This is a genomic window from Streptomyces sp. NPDC090088 (assembly GCF_044747345.1).
Lineage (GTDB): Bacteria > Actinomycetota > Actinomycetes > Streptomycetales > Streptomycetaceae > Streptomyces.
In genome coordinates this window covers 74,130-94,674 of record NZ_JBIVDZ010000009.1, presented here as the reverse complement: position 1 = coordinate 94,674, position 20,545 = coordinate 74,130, and the positions used below count along the sequence as shown (strand labels likewise).

Sequence of the window (20,545 nt, the reverse complement as noted above, 5' to 3'; positions counted from 1 at the left end):
CGCCCAGGCGCGACGCTGTCAGGGCCGCGGGTCGGGCACTGCTGCGGCCGCGGGACTGACCTCGGCCCGCCTGCCCCGCTCCCCGGCGCGCAGCACGCCCGCGAACACCACCAGACCCAGCGCCAGTACCGTGACCAGGCAGAACGACACCACCAGGCTGGTCGCCTGGGCCACCCCGCCGATCAGGCTGGGCGCGATCAGACCCGAGGTGTAGGTGATCGTCGCCACGCCCGCGATCGCCTGACTGGGGTTCGGCCCGGCGTGCCCGGCCGCCGCGAAGCACAGCGGGACGACGACCGCGATACCGAGACCCATCAGGCCGAACCCGGTCATCGCCACGGCCGGATTCCCGGCGAGCACGACCAGCAGACCGCCGAACGCGGCCAGCACGCCCCCGGCCCGCACGGTACGGACCGCGCCGAAGCGGTTCACCACCGCGTCCCCGCTGATCCGGGCCACCGCCATGGCCAGCATGAACCCCGTGGTGGTGGCCGCCGCGAGCCCGGCCGAACTGTCCATCCGGTCCCGCAGGAACACCGCCGACCAGTCCAGGCTCGCGCCCTCCGCGAACACCGCGCAGAAACCCACCGTGCCGATCAGCAGCGCCGATCGGGGCGGCAGCGTGAACCGCGGCGGCGGCTCCTCGTCCGCGTCGGGCTGGACGTCGAGGACCCAGCCGGCGGTCAGTACACCGAGCACCGTGAGCACGGCCGCCGCCAGGGCGAAGTGCACCCGCGCGTCCGTGCCCAGGTGCGCGGCGAGGGTGCCCGCCGCCGAGCCGACCAGGGTGCCCGCGCTCCACATGCCGTGCAGCCCCGACATGATCGACCGGTCCAGCAGCCGCTCGATCTCCACGCCGAGCGCGTTCATCACCACGTCCGCCATGCCGGCGCTCGCGCCGTACACGAACATCGCGAGGCACAGCGTGTAGAGGTTCGTCGCCAGGGACGGCAGGATCAGCGACGCCGTCCACATCGCGATCAGCCCGCGCAGTGCCGTACGGCTGCCGAAGCGGTGGCTGATCCGGCCCGCGAGCGGCATCGAGCACGAGGCGCCGAACGCGGTGAAGGCGAGCGCGAAGCCGAGCTGTCCCGCGCTCAGCCCGGCGTGTTCCTGGATCCAGGGCACCCGGGTCGCGAACGAGCCGGTGACGGCGCCGTGCACGGTGAACACGGCCGCGACGGCGTACCGCGCCCGCTTCACCTCGTGCTGCTCGTAGCCCACGTCTTTCATGGTCCTGCCCCTCCCCGGGTGGGTGCCGCCCCGCTGTCCCCGCCGTACCGCTGTTCGGTCGTAAACTATCAGGGACCCTGCCTGATAGATAGAGAGATATGCGGCCGTCCCGGGCCGCGCGGATCTGGGAGGATGCCCGTCATGCCCGCATCACCGAGCACCGCCCGGGCCATCAACGACCGGCTCGCGCTGAGCCTGCTCCAGCAGGAAGGCCCGCTGACGGCAGGGCAGTTGAAGCAGCTGACCGGGCTCTCCCGGCCGACCGTCGCCGACCTCGTCGAGCGGCTCACCGCCTCCGGTCTGATCACGGTGGTCGGCGAGTCCGGCGAACAGCGCCGGGGCCCGAACGCCCGGCTCTACGGCATCGTCGCCGACCGCGCCTGCCTGGCCGCCCTCGACGTCCGCACCGAAGGCGTCTCGGTCCTGGTGTCCGACCTGGTGGGACAGGTGCTGGCGGAGGGGGCGGTACCGGTGGGGCCGGAGGCCGGAACGGCGGCGGCGGTCGAGCAGGCGGTGGGGCTGGTCGAGCGGGCGGTGAAGGAGGCCGAGGGAGCCGGGGAGGGGCGGCTGCACACCGTCGGCATCGGCGCGCCCGGCCTCATCGACCCGGCCACGGGCGACCTGCGCGACTCGGCGGGGCTGCCCGCCTGGCACCGCCGCCTGGTCGCCACCCTCCAGGAACACTTCCCGCACACCCGGGTCAGCGTCGAGAACGAGACCAACCTCGCCGCCCTCGCCGAGCAGCGCGAGGGCGTCGCCCGGGACCGGGACACCTTCGTCCTGCTCTGGCTGGGCCACAGCTGCGGCGCCGCCGTCGTCCTCGACGGCCGCCTGCGCCGCGGCGCCTCCGGAGGCGCCGGCGAGATCGGCTTCCTCCCGGTACCGGGCACCACCGCACTCCCCTCCGCCACGGACTGCTCCGGCGGCTACCACTCCCTGGTAGGGGCAGCGGCGATCACCCAACTGGCCGCCGAACACGGCCCTGAACTGGACGAGCCGAGCGCGTCGATCGCGGCAGGGGCATCCCGGCTCACCTTTGCGGCTCCGTCTTCTCTAGCGCCCCGCAGGGGCGCGGGGCGTATCGATATGCGGCTCCGCCGCGTGGGCGCGACCAGCCCCCACGCACCCGCGGACAACCGACGACCCACCAAGCCGAACCCCGATTTCCTGGGCACCCTCGCCGACCGCATCGCCCTCGGCCTGGCGGCCGTCGTCGCGGTCCTGGACCCCGGCTGCGTCGTCCTCGGCGGTGAGATCGGCGCGGCCGGCGGTGCGGCCCTCGCCGCCCGTGTGGAGGACCGCCTGCGCCGGATGTCCCCGCTCGCCACCGAGGTGCGGGCGAGCGCGCTCGGCGGTGCGGCCGTGCTGCGCGGCGCCCTGCTGACCGCTCGGGAGCGCGCCCAGGACGAGCTGTTCGCGCCCCCGGACCGCGGATGAGTGACCCGGCGGCGGGCAAGGGTCGTCGTCACCGCCACCGGGCCCGATCGCACCCTAAAAGGACTAGACCAGTAGGGTCAATAGGTTTGGATCAAAGTCAAGATCCCTGGTCCGGGGCCCAGTTGGGCACATGACGAGCTGTCAGGGAAGTCCAGCGACATGGGTTGTGAGGCACCCCACACAGTTCCCCTGTATGGACCACCACCCGGCGTGGCACACTGGCGGTGTACCAGAAGCAGCGCACTCCGGGGTCGGTGAAAGTCCGAACCGGCGGTTATAGTCCGCGACCCGTCCGCTTCCAGCGGCCGGTTGACCAGGTGAAATTCCTGGACCGACGGTTAAAGTCCGGATGGGAGGCAGTGCGCGGCGGGCGAGCATGTATCTGTGCGCGCCGCCGTATCTGGTCTCGTCCGTGACGGACGGGACCTTGTCGGCGTCGCCCCGGTGTGTTCACCCGTACATTCTGTCGTCCGTCGACAGGCCCCGGAGTCCGTGCCCCGTTGAGGCAGGAGGACCCGGGAAGTGTTCACCGGAATTGTCGAAGAGCTGGGTGAGATCACCGCCGTCGAGAATCTCGGCGACGCCTCCCGTTTCCGGCTCCGTGGCCCCGTAGTGACCGAGGGCGCACAGCACGGCGACTCCATCGCCGTGAACGGGGTCTGTCTGACCGTCGTGGAGCACGAGGGCGACGAGTTCACCGCCGACGTCATGCAGGAGACCCTCCGGCGCTCCTCCCTCGGCGCGCTCGGCGTCGGCTCCCGGGTCAACCTGGAGCGCCCCACCGCCGTGGGCTCGCGCCTCGGCGGCCACATCGTGCAGGGCCACGTGGACGGCACCGGTCAGGTGCTGGCCCGCACCCCCTCCGAGCACTGGGAGATCGTCAAGGTCTCCCTCCCCGCCGACCTCGCCCGCTACGTCGTCGAGAAGGGCTCCATCACCGTCGACGGCATCAGCCTCACGGTCGTGGAGGCGGGCCCGGACTACTTCACCGTCAGCCTCATCCCCACCACCCTCGACCTGACCACGCTCGGCCACAAGCAGCCCGGCGACCCGGTCAACCTCGAGGTCGACGTCGTCGCCAAGTACGTGGAGCGGCTGCTCGCGAACTCGCAGGGAGCGGGCAAGTGAACTGGCTCAACTCCGAGGCCTTCGTCCTGTTCGGCCAGCACATCCTCTGGTCGGACATGATCGGCAACATCCTCGGCCTGATCGCCCTGGCCCTCGGCTGGCGCCGCAACCTGTGGAGCTGGCCGGTCCAGTTCGCCTCCGGCCTGATCCTCTTCGGCGCCTTCTTCGGGCACCTCACCGGCAGCGCCGGCAAGCAGGCCGTCGTCATGGTCGTCGCGCTGTACGGCTGGTGGCAGTGGAACCGCAACAAGGGTCAGGGCACCGATGGTCATATCGCGCCCCGCTTCGCCACCTGGCGCGAGCGCGGCGCGATGGTCGCCGCGGCCGCCGTCGGCACGGTCGCCGTCGCCCTGCTCTTCAAGGCCTACCCGTCCCTGTCCTGGGACCCCTGGCCCGACGCCTACATCTTCGTCGGCACGATCGTCGCCATGTACGCCCAGGCCCGCGGCATGGTCGAGTTCTGGTTCGCCTGGCTCCTGGTCGACATGGTCGGCGTCCCGCTGAACTTCGCCAACGGCTACGCCTTCTCCGGCTTCGTCTACGTCATCTACGGCGCGCTCGTCCTGTGGGGCATGCGCGACTGGTGGCTGCGCTCCCGCCAGGGCACGCGGCCCGCTCTGGAAGGAGCACCCGCATGACCGCGGCACCCATCCTCTACCGCACCGACGGCGCCGAAGACCTCACCCTCGACCCCGTCGAGCAGGCCATCGCCGACATCGCGGCCGGCCGCCCGATCGTGGTCGTCGACGACGAGGACCGCGAGAACGAGGGCGACCTCGTCATCGCCGCCGAGAAGGCCACCCCCGAGATCATCGCCTTCATGATGAGCGAGTGCCGCGGCCTGATCTGCGCCCCCATGGAGGGCGAGGAACTGGACCGGCTCCGACTGCCGCAGATGGTCGACGACAACACCGAGTCGATGAAGACCGCGTTCACCGTCTCCGTGGACGCCTCCGCCGCGCACGGCGTCAGCACCGGCATCTCGGCCGCCGACCGCGCGACCACCCTCCAGCTGCTCGCGAGCGGTACCGCCGAGCCCTCCGACTTCGTCCGCCCCGGCCATGTCTTCCCGCTGCGCGCCCGGCCCGGCGGCGTCCTGACCCGCAACGGCCACACCGAGGCCGCCGTCGACCTCGCCCGGCTCGCGGGCCTGCGCCCGGCCGGCACGATCGTCGAGATCGCCGGCGAGGACGGCCGGATGCTCCGCCTGCCCGAGCTGATCCCGTTCGCCCGCAAGCACGGCCTGACGATCATCTCCATCGCGGACCTGATCACCTACCGCCGGGCCGCCGAGCCCACCGTCCGCCGCGAGGCCGAGGTCAACCTGCCCACCCGGCACGGCGCCTTCACGGCGTACGGCTACCGCTCCACCCTCGACGGCGTCGAGCACGTCGCCCTCGCCCACGGCGAGATCGGCGACGGCGAGGACGTCCTGGTCCGGATCCACTCCGAGTGCCTCACCGGGGACGTCTTCGGCTCGGCCCGCTGCGACTGCGGCCCCCAGCTCGACTCCGCCCTGGACCGGATCCAGGAGGAGGGCCGGGGAGTCGTCGTCTACCTGCGCGGACACGAGGGCCGGGGCATCGGACTGCTGTCCAAGCTGCGTGCCTACGAACTCCAGGAGCGCGGCCGCGACACCCTCGACGCCAACCTCGAACTCGGTCTGCCCGCCGACGCCCGGGACTACGGCGCCGGCGCGCAGATCCTGGCCGACCTGGGCGTGCGCAGCGTCCGCCTGATGACCAACAACCCGGACAAGAGCGACGCACTGCTCAGCCACGGCCTCAGGATCAGCGGCCGGGAGCCGATGCCCGTGCAGGCGGGCGAGCACAACCTCCGCTACCTGCGCACCAAGCGGGACCGGATGGGCCACGACCTGCCCTGGCTGGACACGCCCGCCGTGGCCGGCTGCGCGAACCAGTAAGAACGCCAACCAGTAAGAACCAGCACTTCAGCAGAGCAACAGCACCGAGGAGAGACGTGAGCGGCAAGGGCGCACCGGAACTGTCCGTACGCAATGTCAGCGACCTGCGGGTCGCCGTCATCGCGGCCCAGTGGCACGAGAAGGTGATGGACGGACTGGTGGACGGCGCGCTGCGCGCCCTGCGCGACCTGGGCATCGACGAGCCGACCCTGATCAGGGTCCCCGGCACCTGGGAGCTCTCGGTCGCCGCCAAGGCCCTCGCCGGCCGCGGCTACGACGCGGTGGTCGCCCTCGGTGTCGTCATCCGCGGCGGCACCCCGCACTTCGAGTACGTGTGCCAGGGCGTCACCCAGGGCCTCGCCCAGGTCTCCGTCGAGACCGGTGTTCCCGTCGGCTTCGGCGTGCTCACCTGCGACAACGAGGAGCAGGCGCTGGACCGTGCGGGTCTTGAGGGCTCCCACGAGGACAAGGGCCACGAGGCGGTGACGGCGGCGGTGGCGACCGCGGCCACCCTCCGCTCAGTATCTGAACCCTGGCACTGAGCGACGCGGCCATTGGCGTAGTCTGGCGCTCACCATGTCCAACAAGACTTTCGAGGAGCTCTTCACCGAGCTCCAGCACAAGGCCGCCCACGGCGACCCCGCCACCTCCCGCACCGCAGAACTGGTCGGCAAGGGGGTCCATGCCATCGGCAAGAAGGTCGTCGAGGAGGCCGCCGAGGTCTGGATGGCCGCCGAGTACGAGGGCAAGGAAGCCGCCGCCGAGGAGATCTCGCAGCTGCTCTACCACGTCCAGGTGATGATGGTCGCCCGCGGCATCTCGCTGGACGACGTCTACGCCCACCTGTAAGCCACTCGCCGCACCACCCCGTTCAGAACACCGTCAGAGCACCAGAGCAAAGGAAGCCGACCTCATGCTGCGCATCGCCGTCCCCAACAAGGGTTCCCTCTCAGGCCCTGCGGCGGACATGCTGCATGAGGCCGGCTACCGGCAGCGCCGGGAGTCCAAGGAACTGCGCATCGTCGACCCGGTCAACGACGTCGAGTTCTTCTACCTCCGCCCGCGCGACATCGCGATCTACGTCTCCTCCGGCCGCCTCGACATCGGCATCACCGGACGGGACCTGCTCGTGGACTCCGCCGCCAACGCCGAGGAGATCCTGCCGCTCGGCTTCGCCCGCTCCACCTTCCGCTTCGCCTCCAAGCCCGGCGCGGCGAGCACCCTGGCGGACCTCAAGGGCAAGACGGTCGCCACCTCCTACGAGGGGATCGTCGCCAAGCACCTCACCGACAGCGGTGTCGACGCCTCCGTGGTCCACCTGGACGGCGCCGTCGAGACCGCCATCGAGCTGGGCGTCGCCGAGGTCATCGCCGACGTCGTCGAGACCGGCACCAGCCTGCGCAACGCGGGCCTGGAGGTCTTCGGCGAGCCGATCATGAAGTCCGAGGCGATCGTGATCCGCCGCACCGGAGCGGACGCCGAGGAGCCCAAGGTCCAGCAGTTCCTCCGCCGCCTCCAGGGCGTCCTGGTCGCGCGGACGTACGTGATGATGGACTACGACTGCCGGGTCGAGCAGCTGGAGAAGGCCGTCGCCCTCACCCCCGGCCTGGAGTCGCCCACCGTCTCCCCGCTGCACAACGAGGGCTGGGTCGCCGTCCGTGCCATGGTCCCCACCAAGGAGGCCCAGGGCATCATGGACGACCTGTACGACCTCGGTGCCCGCGCCATCCTGACCACGGCCATCCACGCCTGCCGCCTCTGAGGGACACGCACGAGATGTCCGAGCTTCCCGCTCTGCCCGTCACCTTCCGGCCGGGCCGCACCCGCGCGATCCTGCTCACCGCCGGGGTCGCGATCTTCGCCACCATCACCGCGGTCGCGCTGCTCCTGGAGCAGCTCGGCCCGGGGGAGCAGCTCAGCTTCGTCGTCACCGGCGCGCTGATCTTCTGGGTGCTGGCCCAGCTGGCCCGGGTGAAGGTCGTCGCCGACGAGACCGGGGTCACCGTGGTGAACATCGCCAGCAGGCGGCGTCTGGAGTGGGCTGAGATCCTCCAGGTGAACCTCCGCCCGGGTGACCCGTGGGTGTTCCTCAACCTCAGCGACGGCACCAGCCTGCCCGCGCTCGGCATCCAGCCGGGCGTCGCCAAGGAGCGCGCCATCAGCGACGCCAAGGCCCTGCGGGCCCTCGCCGAGGCCCACGCGCCGCACGACCCCGAGCAGCATCAGGGCTGAGATCACGCAACTTCGGGGCCGCCTCCGGGTCGTCGCCCCTGCCGCTGCGGCCCATGTCTTGATTAATCTGTTGGCGGAGGCTTTTCACGTCCCGCCTCCGCCCCTGTCGCGCGCCCCGCGCACAGGGGTTCCTGCTACCCGAGGAGTGACCCTCTCCGGCGATGGACGGATCGTCCTGTAGTACCTGCGCCGCCCCCTCCCGACATACCGCCGACCTCCGATTCGAGGTCCGCGACGATGCGGAGGCGGCGGCATCATGACCACCCCCCTGCTGCTCCTGGCAGCCGCGTTCCTGCTCATCCTGGCCAACGGCTTCTTCGTGGCCGCCGAGTTCGGCCTGGTGACCGTGGAGCGACCGGAGGCCGAGAAGGCCGCCGCCGACGGCGACCGGCGCGCCCGTACGGTCGTCGAGTCGCTGAAGGAGCTGTCCTTCCAGCTCTCCGGCACCCAGCTCGGCATCACCATCACCTCCCTGGTCGTCGGCATGCTCGCCGAACCGGCACTGGCCGAGCTGCTGCACGGCCCGTTCACCGCGATCGGCATCCCGCACGGCGCGGTCTCCGGGATCGCGGTCGTCGTCGGCATGCTGCTCGCCTCGGCGATCCAGATGGTGATCGGCGAACTCGTCCCCAAGAACTGGGCGGTCTCCAAGCCCCTCCAGGTCGCGCGCGTCGTCGCCGGCCCGCAGGCCCGCTTCTCCCGCCTTTTCCGCCCGGTGATCGCGGCGCTGAACACGGTCGCCAACCGGCTCGTGCGCGCCCTGGGCGTCGAACCCGCCGAGGAGCTGGCCTCCGCCCGCACCCCCGGCGAGCTGGTCTCCCTGGCCCGGCACTCCGCCCAGGCAGGCGCCCTGGAGCAGGACACGGCCGACCTGTTCGTCCGCACCCTGTCCCTGGGCGAGCTGACCGCACAGCACGTCATGACCCCCCGGGTGAAGGTCGGCGCGCTCCAGGACTCGGCCACCGCCGAGGACGTCGTCAACCTCACCCGGGCCACCGGCCTGTCCCGCTTCCCGGTCTACCGGGAGAAGATCGACGAGATCGTCGGCATGGCCCACCTCAAGGACGCGCTGGCGATCCCCGTGCACGAACGCCTGCACACCCCCGTCGGCCGCATCGCCCGCCAGGCCCTGCTCGTCCCGGAGACCCTCCCGGTCCAGCCCCTGCTGGCCCGGCTGCGCTCCGAGCAGCCCATCGCGGTCGTCGTCGACGAGTACGGCGGCACGGCCGGCGTCGTCACCCTGGAGGACATCGTCGAGGAACTCGTCGGCGAGGTCCGTGACGAGCACGACAGCCCGGACGCGCCGGAACTCGCGGCGGCCCCGCCGCAGGACGGCAAGCCGGCCTGGGACGTCGACGGCAGTGTCCGCGTCGACATCCTCCAGCGGATAGGCCTCGACGTGCCCGAGGGCCCGTACGAGACGGTCGCCGGCCTGGTCGCCGACCTGCTCGGCCGGATCCCGGCGCCGGGTGACCGCGCGGAGCTGCCCGGCTGGCGGCTGTCGGTCCGCCGGGTCGGCCACTACCGCGCCGAGCGGGTCCGTCTGGTCCGCACCGCCCCCGTCGTCGCGGAGGCCGTCCGATGAGCGTTCTCCAACTGGTCTTCGCGGGGCTGCTGGTCCTGGCCAACGGCTTCTTCGTCGGCGCCGAGTTCGCCCTCGTCTCCGTCCGCCGCAGCCAGATCGAACCCCTCGGCACGGCACGGGCCCGCCAGGTCCTGTACGGCCTGGAGCGCCTGCCGCAGATGATGGCCGCGGCCCAGTTCGGCATCACGGTCTGCTCCCTCACGCTCGGCGCGGTCGCCGAACCGACGGTGGCGCACCTGCTGGAGCCGGTGTTCGAGGCGGTGCATCTGCCGGAAGGCGTGATCCACCCCCTGGGCTATGTGATCGCACTGGCCGGAGTGGTCTTCTTCCACCTGGTCATCGGCGAGATGGTGCCGAAGAACCTGGCGATGGCGGCGCCCGAGAAGGCGGCGCTGTGGCTGAGCCCCGGCCTGGTCGCCTTCGCCCGGGTCTGCCGGCCGATCACGGTCGCCCTCGGCGCCTGCGCCCAGGGAATCCTGAAGCTGTTCCGGGTCGAGCCGAAGGACGAGGTCGAGGCCGTCGTCACCAGCGAGCAGCTCAACCGTCTCCTGGAGGACTCCGGCCAGGCCGGCCTTCTCGGCCCCGAGGAGCGGGAGCGGCTGGAGGACGCGCTGGAGCTGGGCTCCCGCCCGGTGACGGACGTCCTGCTGCGCCGTGAGTCGCTGATCACGGTGCCGCCTTCGGTCACCCCGGGCCAGATCGTCGAGCTCACCGCCCGCACCGGCTACTCCCGCTTCCCGGTCGCGACCGAGTCCGGTGCCTTCATGGGCTATGTGCACGTGAAGGACGTACTCGACCTGGAGGACTCCGACCGGGCGGTCCCCCAGCAGGTCTGGCGCCCGATGACGACCCTCCGGGCCGAACTCCCGCTGGACGACGCCCTCACGGTGATGCGCCGAGCCGCGACCCACCTGGCCCAGGTGGCCGACGGCAAGGGCCGGGTCCTCGGCCTGGTCGCCCTGGAGGACGTACTGGAGCTGCTCGTCGGCGAGGTGACGGACCCGGCACACCGGGCACAGCCGACACCGCCGCTCAGGACACCGGAGCCGCGGTCCAGCGGCGAGCCGGAGGAAGTCCCGGTGGGCTGAGGTGGTGGGGAGCTGCGGGCCGGTGAGGGCTGGTCGCGCAGTTCCTCCCCCAGCCTTCGGCCGGGGGGACCCCCAGCGCCCCTTACGGGGCACGTCGTAGCTGCCCCAGCCCCCAAGTACCCGCACCTACATCCCGGCCGACGGATCCTGTGGCCCCCGCCCCGACAGCACCTCGCCGTACGCCTGCATCAGGTCCGGCAGCCGCAGGGTCGCGAGGTCGTCCCGGGACAGTGCGCCGGGGTACCCGGACAGCCGGAGATCCCGGTAGGCGCAGCTCTTCTCGTACAGGGTGCGCAGGAAGCGGCCGTTGCCGAGTTCGTCGATCCAGCCCTGGTCGACGACGTGTCCGGCGATCGACCGGAGTTCGTCCAGGGCCTCCTCGTCCCAGGCGTCGCCGTTCTCGGCGGCGAGCACCTCGCCGATGGAGGTGAGTTCGAGGGGGCGGTAGGAGGGGAAGTCCACGCGGGTCGTGAAGCGGGAGGAGAGGCCCGGGTTGGCGGCCAGCAGGCGGTCCATGCCCTCGGGGTAGCCCGCCAGGATCACCACGAGGTGGTCGCGGTTGTCCTCGGCCCGCTTCAGCAGCACCTGCAGCGCCTCGTCGCCGTAGGCGTCGCCCTTGCCGTAGCCGGAGTTGGAGAGGGAGTAGGCCTCGTCGACGAAGAGCACCCCGCCGATCGCGGAGTCGATGAGTTCGTTCGCCTTCACGGCGGTCTGGCCGAGGTACTCGCCGACGAGGTCGGCCCGCTGCGCCTCCACCAGATGGTCCCCGCCGAGCAGGCCCAGGGCGTAGAACACCCGGCCGAGAATCCGCGCGACCGTGGTCTTCCCGGTCCCGGACGGCCCGGAGAAGACGAAGTGGCGTTTCGGCGGCTGCACCGGCAGCCCCTGCCCGGCCCGCAGCCGGGCCATGTTCAGCTGCGCGGACAACGCCTTGACCTGCCGCTTCACCGGTTCCAGGCCGACCATGCGCTCCAACTCCGCGAGCGCCTCCTCAAGTAACGCGGGGTCGGTCGGCCCGGCGGGCAGCGGCGGCGACGGTACGACCTTCTCGCGCACCGACGGGTCGATCACCGACGGCATCGCCCCGGCCGGCGGCTCCGGTTCGCCGAGCCGCAGATCGCGCCCCTCGGTGCCGAAGAGCGGGTCGAGCAGGTCCGGCCCGTCCACGACGTCCCCGGCGCCGGTGAGGGTGATCGCCGCGAGGTCGGCCGTGTCGTCGTACCCGTCGCCCTCGGCGATCGCGGCCAGCCGCGCCGAGGTGTCCATGAAGGCGGGGTCGACCCGGTGCACGGCCCGGTAGAGGGGGAGCGCGGCGGCGCTGCGGCCGGTGCCCTCGTGGGCCCGCGCCAGCCAGTACCGCAGCTCCTTGCGCTGCGGCTGCTCGCTGCGGCAGCGCATCAGCGCGGCGGAGAGCAGCGGTTCCGCCTGGCCGTACATCTCCAGGCGGACCCGGGCCATGCCGCCGAACAGGCCCGCCTCGATGCCGAGCATGGGATCGTCGAGGAGCGGGTCGGTGTGGCGTACCAGCTGCTCCCAGTCCTTGACGAGGTAGGACCGGCAGGCGTGCAGGAAGCGGACCTGGGGGTCTGCGTCCACCGGCGGGAGCCCGGCGAGGGCCCGGTCGAGTTCCGGGACGTGCCGGCCGTCCAGCCAGTGCGAGGCGTGCGCGAGCAGCAGGTCGCGCGGGCTCTCCAGGACCGGCTGCACCCACCAGCCGAGCCAGTACCAGGAGTTGAGCGTGCGCCGGTGCCGGCCGCGCTGTTCGCCGAAGCGGTCCCGGTGCCGGAACATCCGCAGCAGCGCGGTCGTCGTGTCCACGCGCAGCGCGTGCAGCCCGAGCCAGGCGTCGGCCATCCCGGGATCCATCCGCACCGCGGCGCGGAACTCCTCCTCCGCCTGCGGATAGGCGCCCATCGTGTAGGCGTCCACGCCTCGCAGCCAGGCGAGGTCGGCCGGGGCCTCGGGGCCCTGCGTGCCGAAATCCATCACGTCCCCCACAAACCGTGCCCCCGTGGTTGGCCCCCGGGCTCCCCCCGATGGCCGCCGTTGGTCGAACCGCTGTGCCGCGGACCGGAGTTGCAGGTGCGCGAAGCAGCCGTTCGAAGGTCGCACCGAGGGCATCGTACCTGCGCTTCCACCACCCTTCGAAGGGTGCCGCACAGGCCGTTTGGCGAGGTGGGAGCAGACAGGGCGCACAGAACTCGGTGACCGAGGGTGAGCGGGGAAGTGCGCGCGGCGCACACAAAAGGGGTAAAGGGCAGAACGAAGCCCCCGATCACGGGGGAACAACCGGGGGCTTCGCGACTGCGGGGCGGCTCCCAGGGGCCGCTCAATCAGAACGTAAGACCTGTACGGCCCCCGGGTCAAGCCGAGTTGAGGTACTCGGGCAACTTCTTGGAGGCGCTTCTTCACAAGTTCAGCACACTGCGGACGGTCCATCACGGTGGGTGACCGCCTGGTCTGGTCCAAAGGTTCTCGCAGGCCCCGCCAGCACCTCGTACCCCTCCTGTGACTGTGTCACCAGAAGGTGGGCGTACGGCCGGGAGGGATCCTCGGCGAAATGTGTGCGTTCCGCCCTGACCCACTCGCCCCAGAAGTCCCGTTGCTCCACGCCGTCCCGCGCCCTGCCCCGCGCCCAGGACTCCTCGTCCGGCAGCTCCATCCACAGCAGCCGCGCCAGGAACGGGCGCAGTGCCCGGCGGCCGGCGCCGACGCCCTCGACGAGGACCACGGGGGCGGCCGGCAGCGGGCGGGGCGGGCCGAAGCGGCGGGCGCGCCAGTCGTAGGGGGAGTACTGCGCGGTCGTGCCGTGCCCGAATGGCTCGATCACCTGGGTCAGCAGCCGGGCGGTCCAGGCGAACAGCTCCTCGTGGCTGGCGATGTCGTCGAGGTGGAGCACCGGCGCCCCGCCCAGGGCGGTGGCCAGCCGCCCGGCGAAGGTGGTCTTCCCGGAGCCGGCGTGCCCGTCGACGCCGACGAGGCGGACCGGGCCGCAGGACGGCGGCAGGTCCCGGAGGGCGGAGGCGAGGCGGTGAATGGCGATTCCCGAGGTGTGCTGCGGTGTGGGGCGTTTTCCGGAAACATTCTAGTAGTGCGGCGCATAGCGGGCGTTTGCGCCCCCGGAAAGTCTCGGCTTGAACTAAATTCGAGCCGTTCTCCACCGCCCTCGCCAATATTTCCGACCGGCTGACCGATATGTCGATAACGGGCGTTCCCGGTGTGCTGTCCGCTGAGTAGGGTGCGTGCTGCGCGACTGCGACGCGTCGAAACGGGGACGGACAGGGGAAAGATGGCCGCGGAGTTATTCGAAGGGCAGTACGTATGGCATCCGGCGGCCGATGACCGCTTGCTCGCGAGCGTATGCGTGGACGTACGCGCCGGGAGATATCGCAGTGCCCGCGAGGCCCTCGCCGAGACCCGTTCCGACTTCGCCCTGCGCGCCCACCGCTCCCTGGTCCTGGCCTCCGAGGCGGCCGGCACCGATCTGGTCGAACGCTGGCTGGCGGAGGAGCCCGGCCCCGAGTCCACGCTGATGTGGGCGCGGGTGGCCGTGCAGCGGGCCATCCGGGCGGCCGACGCCCGGGACGAGCGGGCCGAGGCACTGGAGCGGATCGCGCTGGCCGCCTGCGACCGGGCCAGCGCCGTGAACCCCGCCGACCCCACGCCCTGGGCGGCCAAGCTGGCCATGGCCCGGCTGCACCGCCCGCACGACCCCGCCCCCGGCGGCCTGCTCACCTCCCCGCCCGGTCCCTGGCGGCTGTTCGCGCACACCCTCGCCCTCGACCCCTGGCACCGCGAGGCCCACCACCGCTTCCTGTCCTTCTTCTTCACCCGGTACGGCGGCTCGGTCAACGCGGCCTGGGACGTCGCCGCCTTCCTCGGCCAGCGGGCCCCCGCCGACTCCGTACTGCGGCTGCTGCCCCTGGTCGCGCTGGTGGAGAGCCACAACCCCACCCAGCTGCTCGCCGAACGGGTCTGGGAGCAGCCGCAGTGGCGTTCCACCGCGTTGTCGATCTACCACAACTGGCTGCCCACGGTGGCCGGATACCGCTTCACCCCGGTGCTGGACCTGGCCTACCTCGCGCACGCGCTGGTCATGGCCCGGCGCGAGTTCGAGGCCCGGGCGGTGTTCGCGGCCATGGGGCCGTACGCCACGCGGATGCCCTGGAGCGTCTTCGGGGAGCCCGCCGAGCAGCTCTCCCGGGCCCGCCGCGCCTGCGGCCTGTCCGTCCCCTCCTAGTCCCTCTGGCGAAAGGCCGGCACGTGTCAGAACGCACAGCGGATCCGACCCTGCTCGACGACGACGCGACCCTGCACGCCATGGGTTATCCGCGAAAACTCACCCGCCGATTCCAGGCGTTCGACAATTTCGCGATCTCCTTCACCATCATCAATATCCTCTCGGGAATCTTCTCCTCTTTCGGATTCGGTATGAACGCGGGCGGCCCCCGCATTCTCGTGTTCGGCTGGATCGGCGTCTGCCTGATGGTGCTGTGCATCGGGGCTGCCATGGCGGAGGTCGCCTCCGCCTATCCGACGAGCGGCGCGCTGTATTTCTCCGCCGGTAAACTCGCCAAACGCCACAAGGGCGCCTGGTCCTGGTACACGGGCTGGCTGAACTTCGTGGGCCAGATCGGCGGCACGGCGGCCACCGGCTACGCGGCCGCCACCTTCATCCAGGCCTTCATCGCCCTGCAGTGGACCTCGTACGTGCCGACCGCCCACCAGACGGTCCTGATCACGGCGCTGATCATCGTGGTCCAGGGGCTCGCCAACACGTACACCGTCCAGCTCGTCGCCGTACTGAACCGGATTTCCGTGTGGTGGCTGCTGATCGGACTCGTGGTGATCGTGAGCACACTGATCGTGATGCCCGACCACCACCAGTCGGCGTCCTTCGTGACGCATTTCGTGAACAACACCGGTTTCACCAACGGCCTTTACGGGGGCATGCTCGGCCTGCTGGTCACCAGCTGGACCTTCACCGGCTTCGACGGCAGCTTCCACATGTCCGAGGAAACGGTCCGGGCGACCGTGAACGCGCCCCGGGGGATCATCCGGTCGATCGGCTATTCGGCGATCACCGGGCTCGTCCTGATGCTCGCGCTGGTGTACAGCATCGGCGACTACGCCAAGGTGGCGGGCTCCTCCGCGCCGCCCGTCCAGATCCTCATCGACGGGCTCGGCATGGGCTGGGCCAAGGCGATGCTGCTCGTCGTCATCGGCGCCATGCTCTTCTGCGGCCTCGCCAACCTCACCAGCAACACCCGGCAGATCTTCGCCTTCTCCCGGGACGGCGCCATGCCCGGCTCCCGCCTCTGGCACTCGGTCTCGCCCCGCACCCGGACGCCCGTCAAGGCCGTCTGGCTCGCGGTGGCCTGCTCGCTCGCGCTGGTGGTGCCGGGCTGGTGGTCGCACACGGCGTTCACCGCGATCGTCAGCGTCAATGTCGTCGGCCTGTTCCTCGCCTACGCCGTGCCGGTGTTCCTGCGGCTGCGCCTCGGTGCCGAGTTCCAGCCGGGGCCCTGGAACCTCGGCCGCTGGAGCAGGCCCGTCGGCTGGCTGGCGGTGGTCTGGATCCTGCTCAGCAGCGTCCTGTTCATGCTGCCGCAGGCCTCGCCGATCACCGTCGACACCTTCAACTACGCGCCGATCGCCCTGGCCGCCGTCCTGATCGTGGCCACCGTCTGGTGGTTCGCCACCGCCCGCCGCCGCTTCCAGGGCCCGGTCAGCTACGGCCGCCCCGACGAGGTCGCCGCGATGGACCTCATCTGACGCCCCGAAACCCGACCCCCGAAATCTGACCCCCGAAAGGGCTCCGGCGGAGGGCGCCGGAGCCCTTTCAGCGGACAGGATCCACATTGGTGGGCGTGGCATGGGCGGAAGTGCTGGCAGGGGCATGGCGCCTGTTCCATAGTGGGCGCACAGTCTTGCTCCGGACCAGTCGCGTCGCGCACCCCTGGGGGTCTCCCACGCATGAGCAGATCCGAAAAGCCGTCCCGCAGAACCGTTCTGGCAGCCGCCGCCTCCGTCGCGGCGGCGGCCGTGGCCCAGGGAGTGGTCCCGGCGGTCCCCGCCGCCGCGGCGCCGGAGACCGAAGCCGAGGAGACCGGCCGGGCCGACACCCGGCCGATCGAGTACCGCTCCTGGACGACCTACAGCGACTGGAAGACCGGCACCGCCAAGGGCACCGGCGCCGTCGCGGGGGACCGCCCCGGCGTGGTGATCGGCACCCCGGCCGGCACCACCACCTACACCGACCCGCACACCGGCACCAAGGCCACCTGGGAGTACGCCACCTGGACCGGCCCGGTGCAGCAGCTCGCCGTCCCCGCGACCGAGACGATCGCCTCCTGGAACGCGGACACCCCGGCCGGCACCTGGATCCAGGTCGAACTGCACGGCACCTACTCCGACGGCACCCAGACCCCCTGGTACGTGATGGGCCGCTGGGCGGCCGGTGACCAGGACATCAAGCGCACCTCGGTGGACGGCCAGAGCGACGGCAAGAGCACCATCTGGACGGACACCTTCGCCATCGACGACGCCACGACCGGCCTGCGCCTCACCTCGTACCAGTTGCGGCTGACCCTCTACCGCAAGCCCGGCACCAAGCTCACCCCGACCGTCTGGCGGCTCGGCGCGCTGGGCTCGGACATCCCGGACCGCTTCACGGTCCCCGCCTCGACGCCCGGCCTGGCCCAGGAGCTGAAGGTCCCGCGCTACTCGCAGGAGATCCACAAGGGCCAGTACCCCGAGTACGACAACGGCGGCGAGGCCTGGTGCAGCCCCACCTCCTCGCAGATGATCGTCGAGTACTGGGGCGCCCGCCCCACCGCCGCCCAACTGGCCTGGGTCGACCCCTCGTACGCCGACCCCCAGGTCTGCTACGCGGCCCGCTACACCTACGACTACCAGTACGGCGGCTGCGGCAACTGGCCCTTCAACGCCGCCTACGCCTCCACCTACCAGGACCTCCAGGGCGTGATAACGCGACTGGCCTCCCTCACCGACCTGGAGACCCTGATCGCGGCGGGCATCCCGGCCATAACGTCACAGTCGTTCCTGTCCTCGGAGCTGACCGGCGCCGGCTACGGCACCTCGGGGCACCTGATGACCGTGATCGGCTTCACCGCGGACGGCGACGTGATCGCCAACGACCCGTTCTCGGCCAGTGACGACGCGGTCCGACGGGTCTATCTGCGGCGGGAGTTCGAGAACATCTGGCTGCGCACCAAGCGGTACAACGCCAGCGGCAAGGTCGTCTCCGGCACCGGGGGCGTCTGCTATCTGTACTTCCCGGCCTGCCCGAGTCCGAGCCAGCTCAAGGCGCTGGACGCGGTGGGCGTGCGCTGACCAGGCACGACGGAGGCCCCCGCAGGTCTGCGGGGGCCTCCGCCTGTGACCAAGCTCTCCGCCGCAAAAGCCGCAAGCGGTGGCATGGTGGACGGTATGACCACGCACTCCGCCACCGCCGCCCGCACCCGCACCGGCGGCCCCGAGGCCGACGGCCCGAAGGTCCTGGAACACATCGTGGGCTGGACCCTTGTCGTGGTCATCGCCATGCTGGTCACTCAACTCGGTCTGCTGTGACCTGACCCACGACCCGACCTGACATACTGCGGATGTCCCGCAGCCCGTTGAGACCAGGGTCTGAATTGAATATTAGTCAACAACGTGCCGCCGCCCGTCCCCGGGCGCGCGGCACCGAGCGCTCGGTGGCGCGTCGTGCTGAACTCATCGCCATCGGGCGGAAGTTGTTCGCCGACACGTCCTATGACGCGCTCTCCATGGACGACATCGCCAGGCAGGCGCATGTCGCCAAAGGGCTGATCTACTACTACTTCCAGTCCAAGCGCGGCTACTACCTGGCGATCATCCAGGACTCCGTCGCCGACCTGGTCACCTACGCCGCCAGCGGCCTGGAGCTGCCCCAGGTGGACCGCGTCCACCGCACCATCGACAGCTATCTGCGCTACGCCGAGCACCACCAGGCCGCGTACCGCACGATCGTGAGCGGCGGGGTCGGCTTCGACACCGAGGTGCACGCCATCCGGGACGGGGTGCGCGAGGCGATGGTCGGGGCCATCGCCGAGGGGGCCTACGGCCGTACCGACATCGCCCCGCTCGCCAGGATGGGCCTGCTGTCCTGGCTGTGCAGCGTGGAGGGCGCCACCCTGGAGTGGATCGACCGCCCCGAACTCTCCCGCGAGACCATGTGCGAACTGCTGGTCAAGACGCTCGGCGGCACCCTGCGCGCCATCGAGGAACTCGACCCCTCCTACCGCGCCCCCGCCCCGGCCCGCCGGGATTCCTGACCCGACGAGGGGCGGAGGTCTCGTGGAACCCCCGCCCCAAGCCCCCCGTGACCGGGGTCAGTTGATGGCCTTGATCAGCTCACCGCCGGTGGTGTCGCCGCTCAGCTCCCAGAAGAAGGTGCCGCCCAGGCCCTGCTGGTTCTTGTAGGTCATCTTGGTCGCGATGGTCGACGGGGTGTCGTAACTCCACCAGTCGCTCCCGCACTTGGCGTACGCCGTGCCGGCCACGGTGCCGGTCGCCGGGCACTTGGTCTTGAGCACCTTGTAGTCGTCGATGCCCGCCTCGTACGTCCCCGCCGCCGGTCCGGTCGCCGTGCCGCCGGGGGCCGCCTGGGTCACGCCGGTCCAGCCGCGGCCGTAGAAGCCGATGCCGAGCAGCAGCTTGGCCGCAGGGATGCCGAGTCCCCTGAGCTTGGCGATGGTCGCCGAGGTGTAGTAGTTCGCCGTCGGGATGCCCGAGTAGGAGTTCAGCGGCGAGTGCGGCGCGGTCGGGCCGGTGGACGCCCAGGCGCCGAAGTAGTCGTACGTCATCGGGTTGTACCAGTCGACGTACTGTGCGGCGCCCGCGTAGTCCGCCGCGTCGATCTTGCCGCCGCTGGTGGCGTCGGCGGTGATCGCGGCGGTGACCAGCGAACCGCTGCCGAACTTCGCGCGCAGCGCCGCCATCACCTTCTTGAAGGCGTCCCGGCCGCTGGTGTCACAGGTGTTGCCGCAGGCGTTCGGGTACTCCCAGTCGATGTCGATGCCGTCGAAGACACCCGCCCACTTGGAGTTCTTCACCAGGTCGTAGCAGGACTGGGCGAAGGCCGTCGGGTTCTTGGCGGCCTCGCCGAAGCCACTGGACCAGGTCCAGCCGCCGAAGGACCAGAGGATCTTGAGGTTCGGGTGCTTCTTCTTCAGCTTCAGCAGCTGGTTGAAGTTGCCGCGCAGCGGCTGGTCCCAGGTGTCCGCCACGCCGTCCACGGACTCGGCGGCGGTGTAGGTCCGGTCGGTGGCCGCGTAGGAGTCGCCCATCGCGCACTTGCCGCCGGTGACATTGCCGAAGGCGTAGTTGATGTGGGTGAGCTTCGCGGCCGAGCCGGAGGTCTCGACGTTCTTGACCAGGTACTTGCGGTCGTAGGTACCCCATTCCGTGAAGTAGCCGACGACCTTGGAGCCGGCTTTCACCTGGGGAGCGGACGGGGCGGCCGCGGACGCGGTGCCCGCGCCGGCCAGCAGCCCGGCGCCGAGGACGGCACAGCAGGCCGCGGAGAGCAGCGCCCGGAACCGGGAGCGGAGAGGGAGGTGCATCGGGTGTCTCCTCCTGGGGGAGAGGGGAACGCGCGCCGATTGGCATGAACGCGGTAAAGCGTTGGTCATGAACCCTAGGAGGACTAGACCAGTCAGGTCAATGGTTCGGACCAATTTCGGGGTGAGCGGATGTTGGCCTGGAATTCCTGAAGTAAGCGGTCGTTAACTGGTGACGGGAGGTCCCGGATCGGGCATACTCACTGCGCAGCCGCAGGTCAGCAGCTTCCGAGACCCGGAAGCGCGCTGCGGCAGGACTCGAACGAAAGACGGCGTGGCCCCTACCCGAAGGCCCCTGCCGCCCGTGCCCGAC

Annotated in this window: 19 protein-coding genes and 1 riboswitch; of the genes, 15 read left to right on the top strand and 4 right to left on the bottom strand. The window is 70.9% G+C overall.

Features of this window, described 5'->3' with window-relative positions:
- Positions 1–18: 18 nt before the first annotated feature.
- On the bottom strand, positions 19–1,233 hold the full coding sequence (locus ACIPSJ_RS37275) for an MFS transporter (RefSeq protein ID WP_359220298.1): 1,215 nt from the start codon (positions 1,231–1,233) through the stop codon (positions 19–21).
- 141 nt (positions 1,234–1,374) lie between these two features.
- On the opposite strand from ACIPSJ_RS37275, the gene ACIPSJ_RS37270 reads away from it, so the two are divergent.
- The 10 genes from ACIPSJ_RS37270 to ACIPSJ_RS37225 all read left to right on the top strand — a co-directional run bounded on the left by ACIPSJ_RS37270 (position 1,375) and on the right by ACIPSJ_RS37225 (position 10,627).
- A complete protein-coding gene (locus ACIPSJ_RS37270) occupies positions 1,375–2,670 on the top strand; it encodes an ROK family transcriptional regulator (RefSeq protein WP_401352622.1) in 1,296 nt (431 codons plus the stop codon).
- Between the two features lie 236 nt (positions 2,671–2,906).
- Positions 2,907–3,037, top strand: a riboswitch (FMN riboswitch).
- A gap of 155 nt (positions 3,038–3,192) precedes the next feature.
- Positions 3,193–3,798 carry a riboflavin synthase gene (locus tag ACIPSJ_RS37265; protein ID WP_355720894.1) on the top strand — a complete coding sequence of 202 codons (606 nt, stop codon included), beginning with the start codon at positions 3,193–3,195 and terminating at the stop codon, positions 3,796–3,798.
- Positions 3,795–4,436, top strand: a complete 642-nt coding sequence (locus ACIPSJ_RS37260) for a nicotinamide riboside transporter PnuC (protein ID WP_401352620.1) — start codon at positions 3,795–3,797, stop codon at positions 4,434–4,436. Before ACIPSJ_RS37265 ends, ACIPSJ_RS37260 begins: the two co-directional genes overlap by 4 nt.
- Positions 4,433–5,722 (top strand): bifunctional 3,4-dihydroxy-2-butanone-4-phosphate synthase/GTP cyclohydrolase II, encoded by a 1,290-nt coding sequence (locus tag ACIPSJ_RS37255; protein ID WP_355720888.1) that lies wholly within the window; start codon positions 4,433–4,435, stop codon positions 5,720–5,722. The genes ACIPSJ_RS37260 and ACIPSJ_RS37255 overlap by 4 nt, the downstream gene beginning before the upstream one ends.
- A 56-nt stretch (positions 5,723–5,778) precedes the next feature.
- Complete coding sequence (gene ribH, locus ACIPSJ_RS37250; protein WP_355720885.1) at positions 5,779–6,264, top strand: 6,7-dimethyl-8-ribityllumazine synthase; 486 nt, start codon at positions 5,779–5,781, stop codon at positions 6,262–6,264.
- 34 nt (positions 6,265–6,298) lie between these two features.
- Positions 6,299–6,571, top strand: coding sequence for a phosphoribosyl-ATP diphosphatase (locus tag ACIPSJ_RS37245; protein ID WP_030946750.1), 273 nt, complete (start codon positions 6,299–6,301; stop codon positions 6,569–6,571).
- Between the two features lie 64 nt (positions 6,572–6,635).
- Positions 6,636–7,484 (top strand): ATP phosphoribosyltransferase, encoded by an 849-nt coding sequence (hisG, locus tag ACIPSJ_RS37240; protein WP_355720883.1) that lies wholly within the window; start codon positions 6,636–6,638, stop codon positions 7,482–7,484.
- A 14-nt stretch (positions 7,485–7,498) separates the two neighbouring features.
- Positions 7,499–7,954: a PH domain-containing protein gene (locus ACIPSJ_RS37235; RefSeq protein WP_359220285.1), complete on the top strand. Its 456-nt coding sequence runs from the start codon at positions 7,499–7,501 to the stop codon at positions 7,952–7,954.
- Positions 7,955–8,210: 256 nt separating this feature from the next.
- Positions 8,211–9,539 carry a hemolysin family protein gene (locus ACIPSJ_RS37230; protein WP_359220281.1) on the top strand — a complete coding sequence of 443 codons (1,329 nt, stop codon included), beginning with the start codon at positions 8,211–8,213 and terminating at the stop codon, positions 9,537–9,539.
- The gene (locus ACIPSJ_RS37225; RefSeq protein ID WP_359220279.1) at positions 9,536–10,627 is read left to right on the top strand and encodes a hemolysin family protein; all 1,092 of its coding nucleotides are present in this window, start codon (positions 9,536–9,538) and stop codon (positions 10,625–10,627) included. The genes ACIPSJ_RS37230 and ACIPSJ_RS37225 overlap by 4 nt, the downstream gene beginning before the upstream one ends.
- 126 nt (positions 10,628–10,753) lie before the next feature.
- Here the strand turns inward: ACIPSJ_RS37225 and ACIPSJ_RS37220 are convergent, their stop codons facing one another.
- Positions 10,754–12,613, bottom strand: a complete 1,860-nt coding sequence (locus ACIPSJ_RS37220) for an AAA family ATPase (RefSeq protein ID WP_355720871.1) — start codon at positions 12,611–12,613, stop codon at positions 10,754–10,756.
- Between the two features lie 430 nt (positions 12,614–13,043).
- Positions 13,044–13,664: a uridine kinase gene (locus ACIPSJ_RS37215; RefSeq protein ID WP_401353096.1), complete on the bottom strand. Its 621-nt coding sequence runs from the start codon at positions 13,662–13,664 to the stop codon at positions 13,044–13,046.
- Positions 13,665–13,916: 252 nt separating this feature from the next.
- Here ACIPSJ_RS37215 and ACIPSJ_RS37210 point away from each other — a divergent pair, with 252 nt between their 5' ends.
- The 5 genes from ACIPSJ_RS37210 to ACIPSJ_RS37190 all read left to right on the top strand — a co-directional run bounded on the left by ACIPSJ_RS37210 (position 13,917) and on the right by ACIPSJ_RS37190 (position 18,945).
- On the top strand, positions 13,917–14,867 hold the full coding sequence (locus ACIPSJ_RS37210; RefSeq protein WP_359220277.1) for a hypothetical protein: 951 nt from the start codon (positions 13,917–13,919) through the stop codon (positions 14,865–14,867).
- A gap of 80 nt (positions 14,868–14,947) precedes the next feature.
- A complete protein-coding gene (locus ACIPSJ_RS37205; RefSeq protein WP_401353094.1) occupies positions 14,948–16,402 on the top strand; it encodes an amino acid permease in 1,455 nt (484 codons plus the stop codon).
- A 201-nt stretch (positions 16,403–16,603) separates the two neighbouring features.
- Positions 16,604–17,983, top strand: a complete 1,380-nt coding sequence (locus ACIPSJ_RS37200; protein ID WP_401352616.1) for a peptidase C39 family protein — start codon at positions 16,604–16,606, stop codon at positions 17,981–17,983.
- 96 nt (positions 17,984–18,079) lie between these two features.
- Positions 18,080–18,220, top strand: coding sequence for an SCO1431 family membrane protein (locus ACIPSJ_RS37195; RefSeq protein WP_355720864.1), 141 nt, complete (start codon positions 18,080–18,082; stop codon positions 18,218–18,220).
- A gap of 65 nt (positions 18,221–18,285) precedes the next feature.
- Complete coding sequence (locus ACIPSJ_RS37190; RefSeq protein ID WP_401352614.1) at positions 18,286–18,945, top strand: TetR/AcrR family transcriptional regulator; 660 nt, start codon at positions 18,286–18,288, stop codon at positions 18,943–18,945.
- Positions 18,946–19,002: 57 nt separating this feature from the next.
- On the opposite strand, the gene ACIPSJ_RS37185 is transcribed toward ACIPSJ_RS37190, so the two are convergent.
- Complete coding sequence (locus ACIPSJ_RS37185) at positions 19,003–20,235, bottom strand: glycoside hydrolase family 18 protein (protein ID WP_365685050.1); 1,233 nt, start codon at positions 20,233–20,235, stop codon at positions 19,003–19,005.
- Between the last annotated feature and the right edge of the window lie 310 nt (positions 20,236–20,545).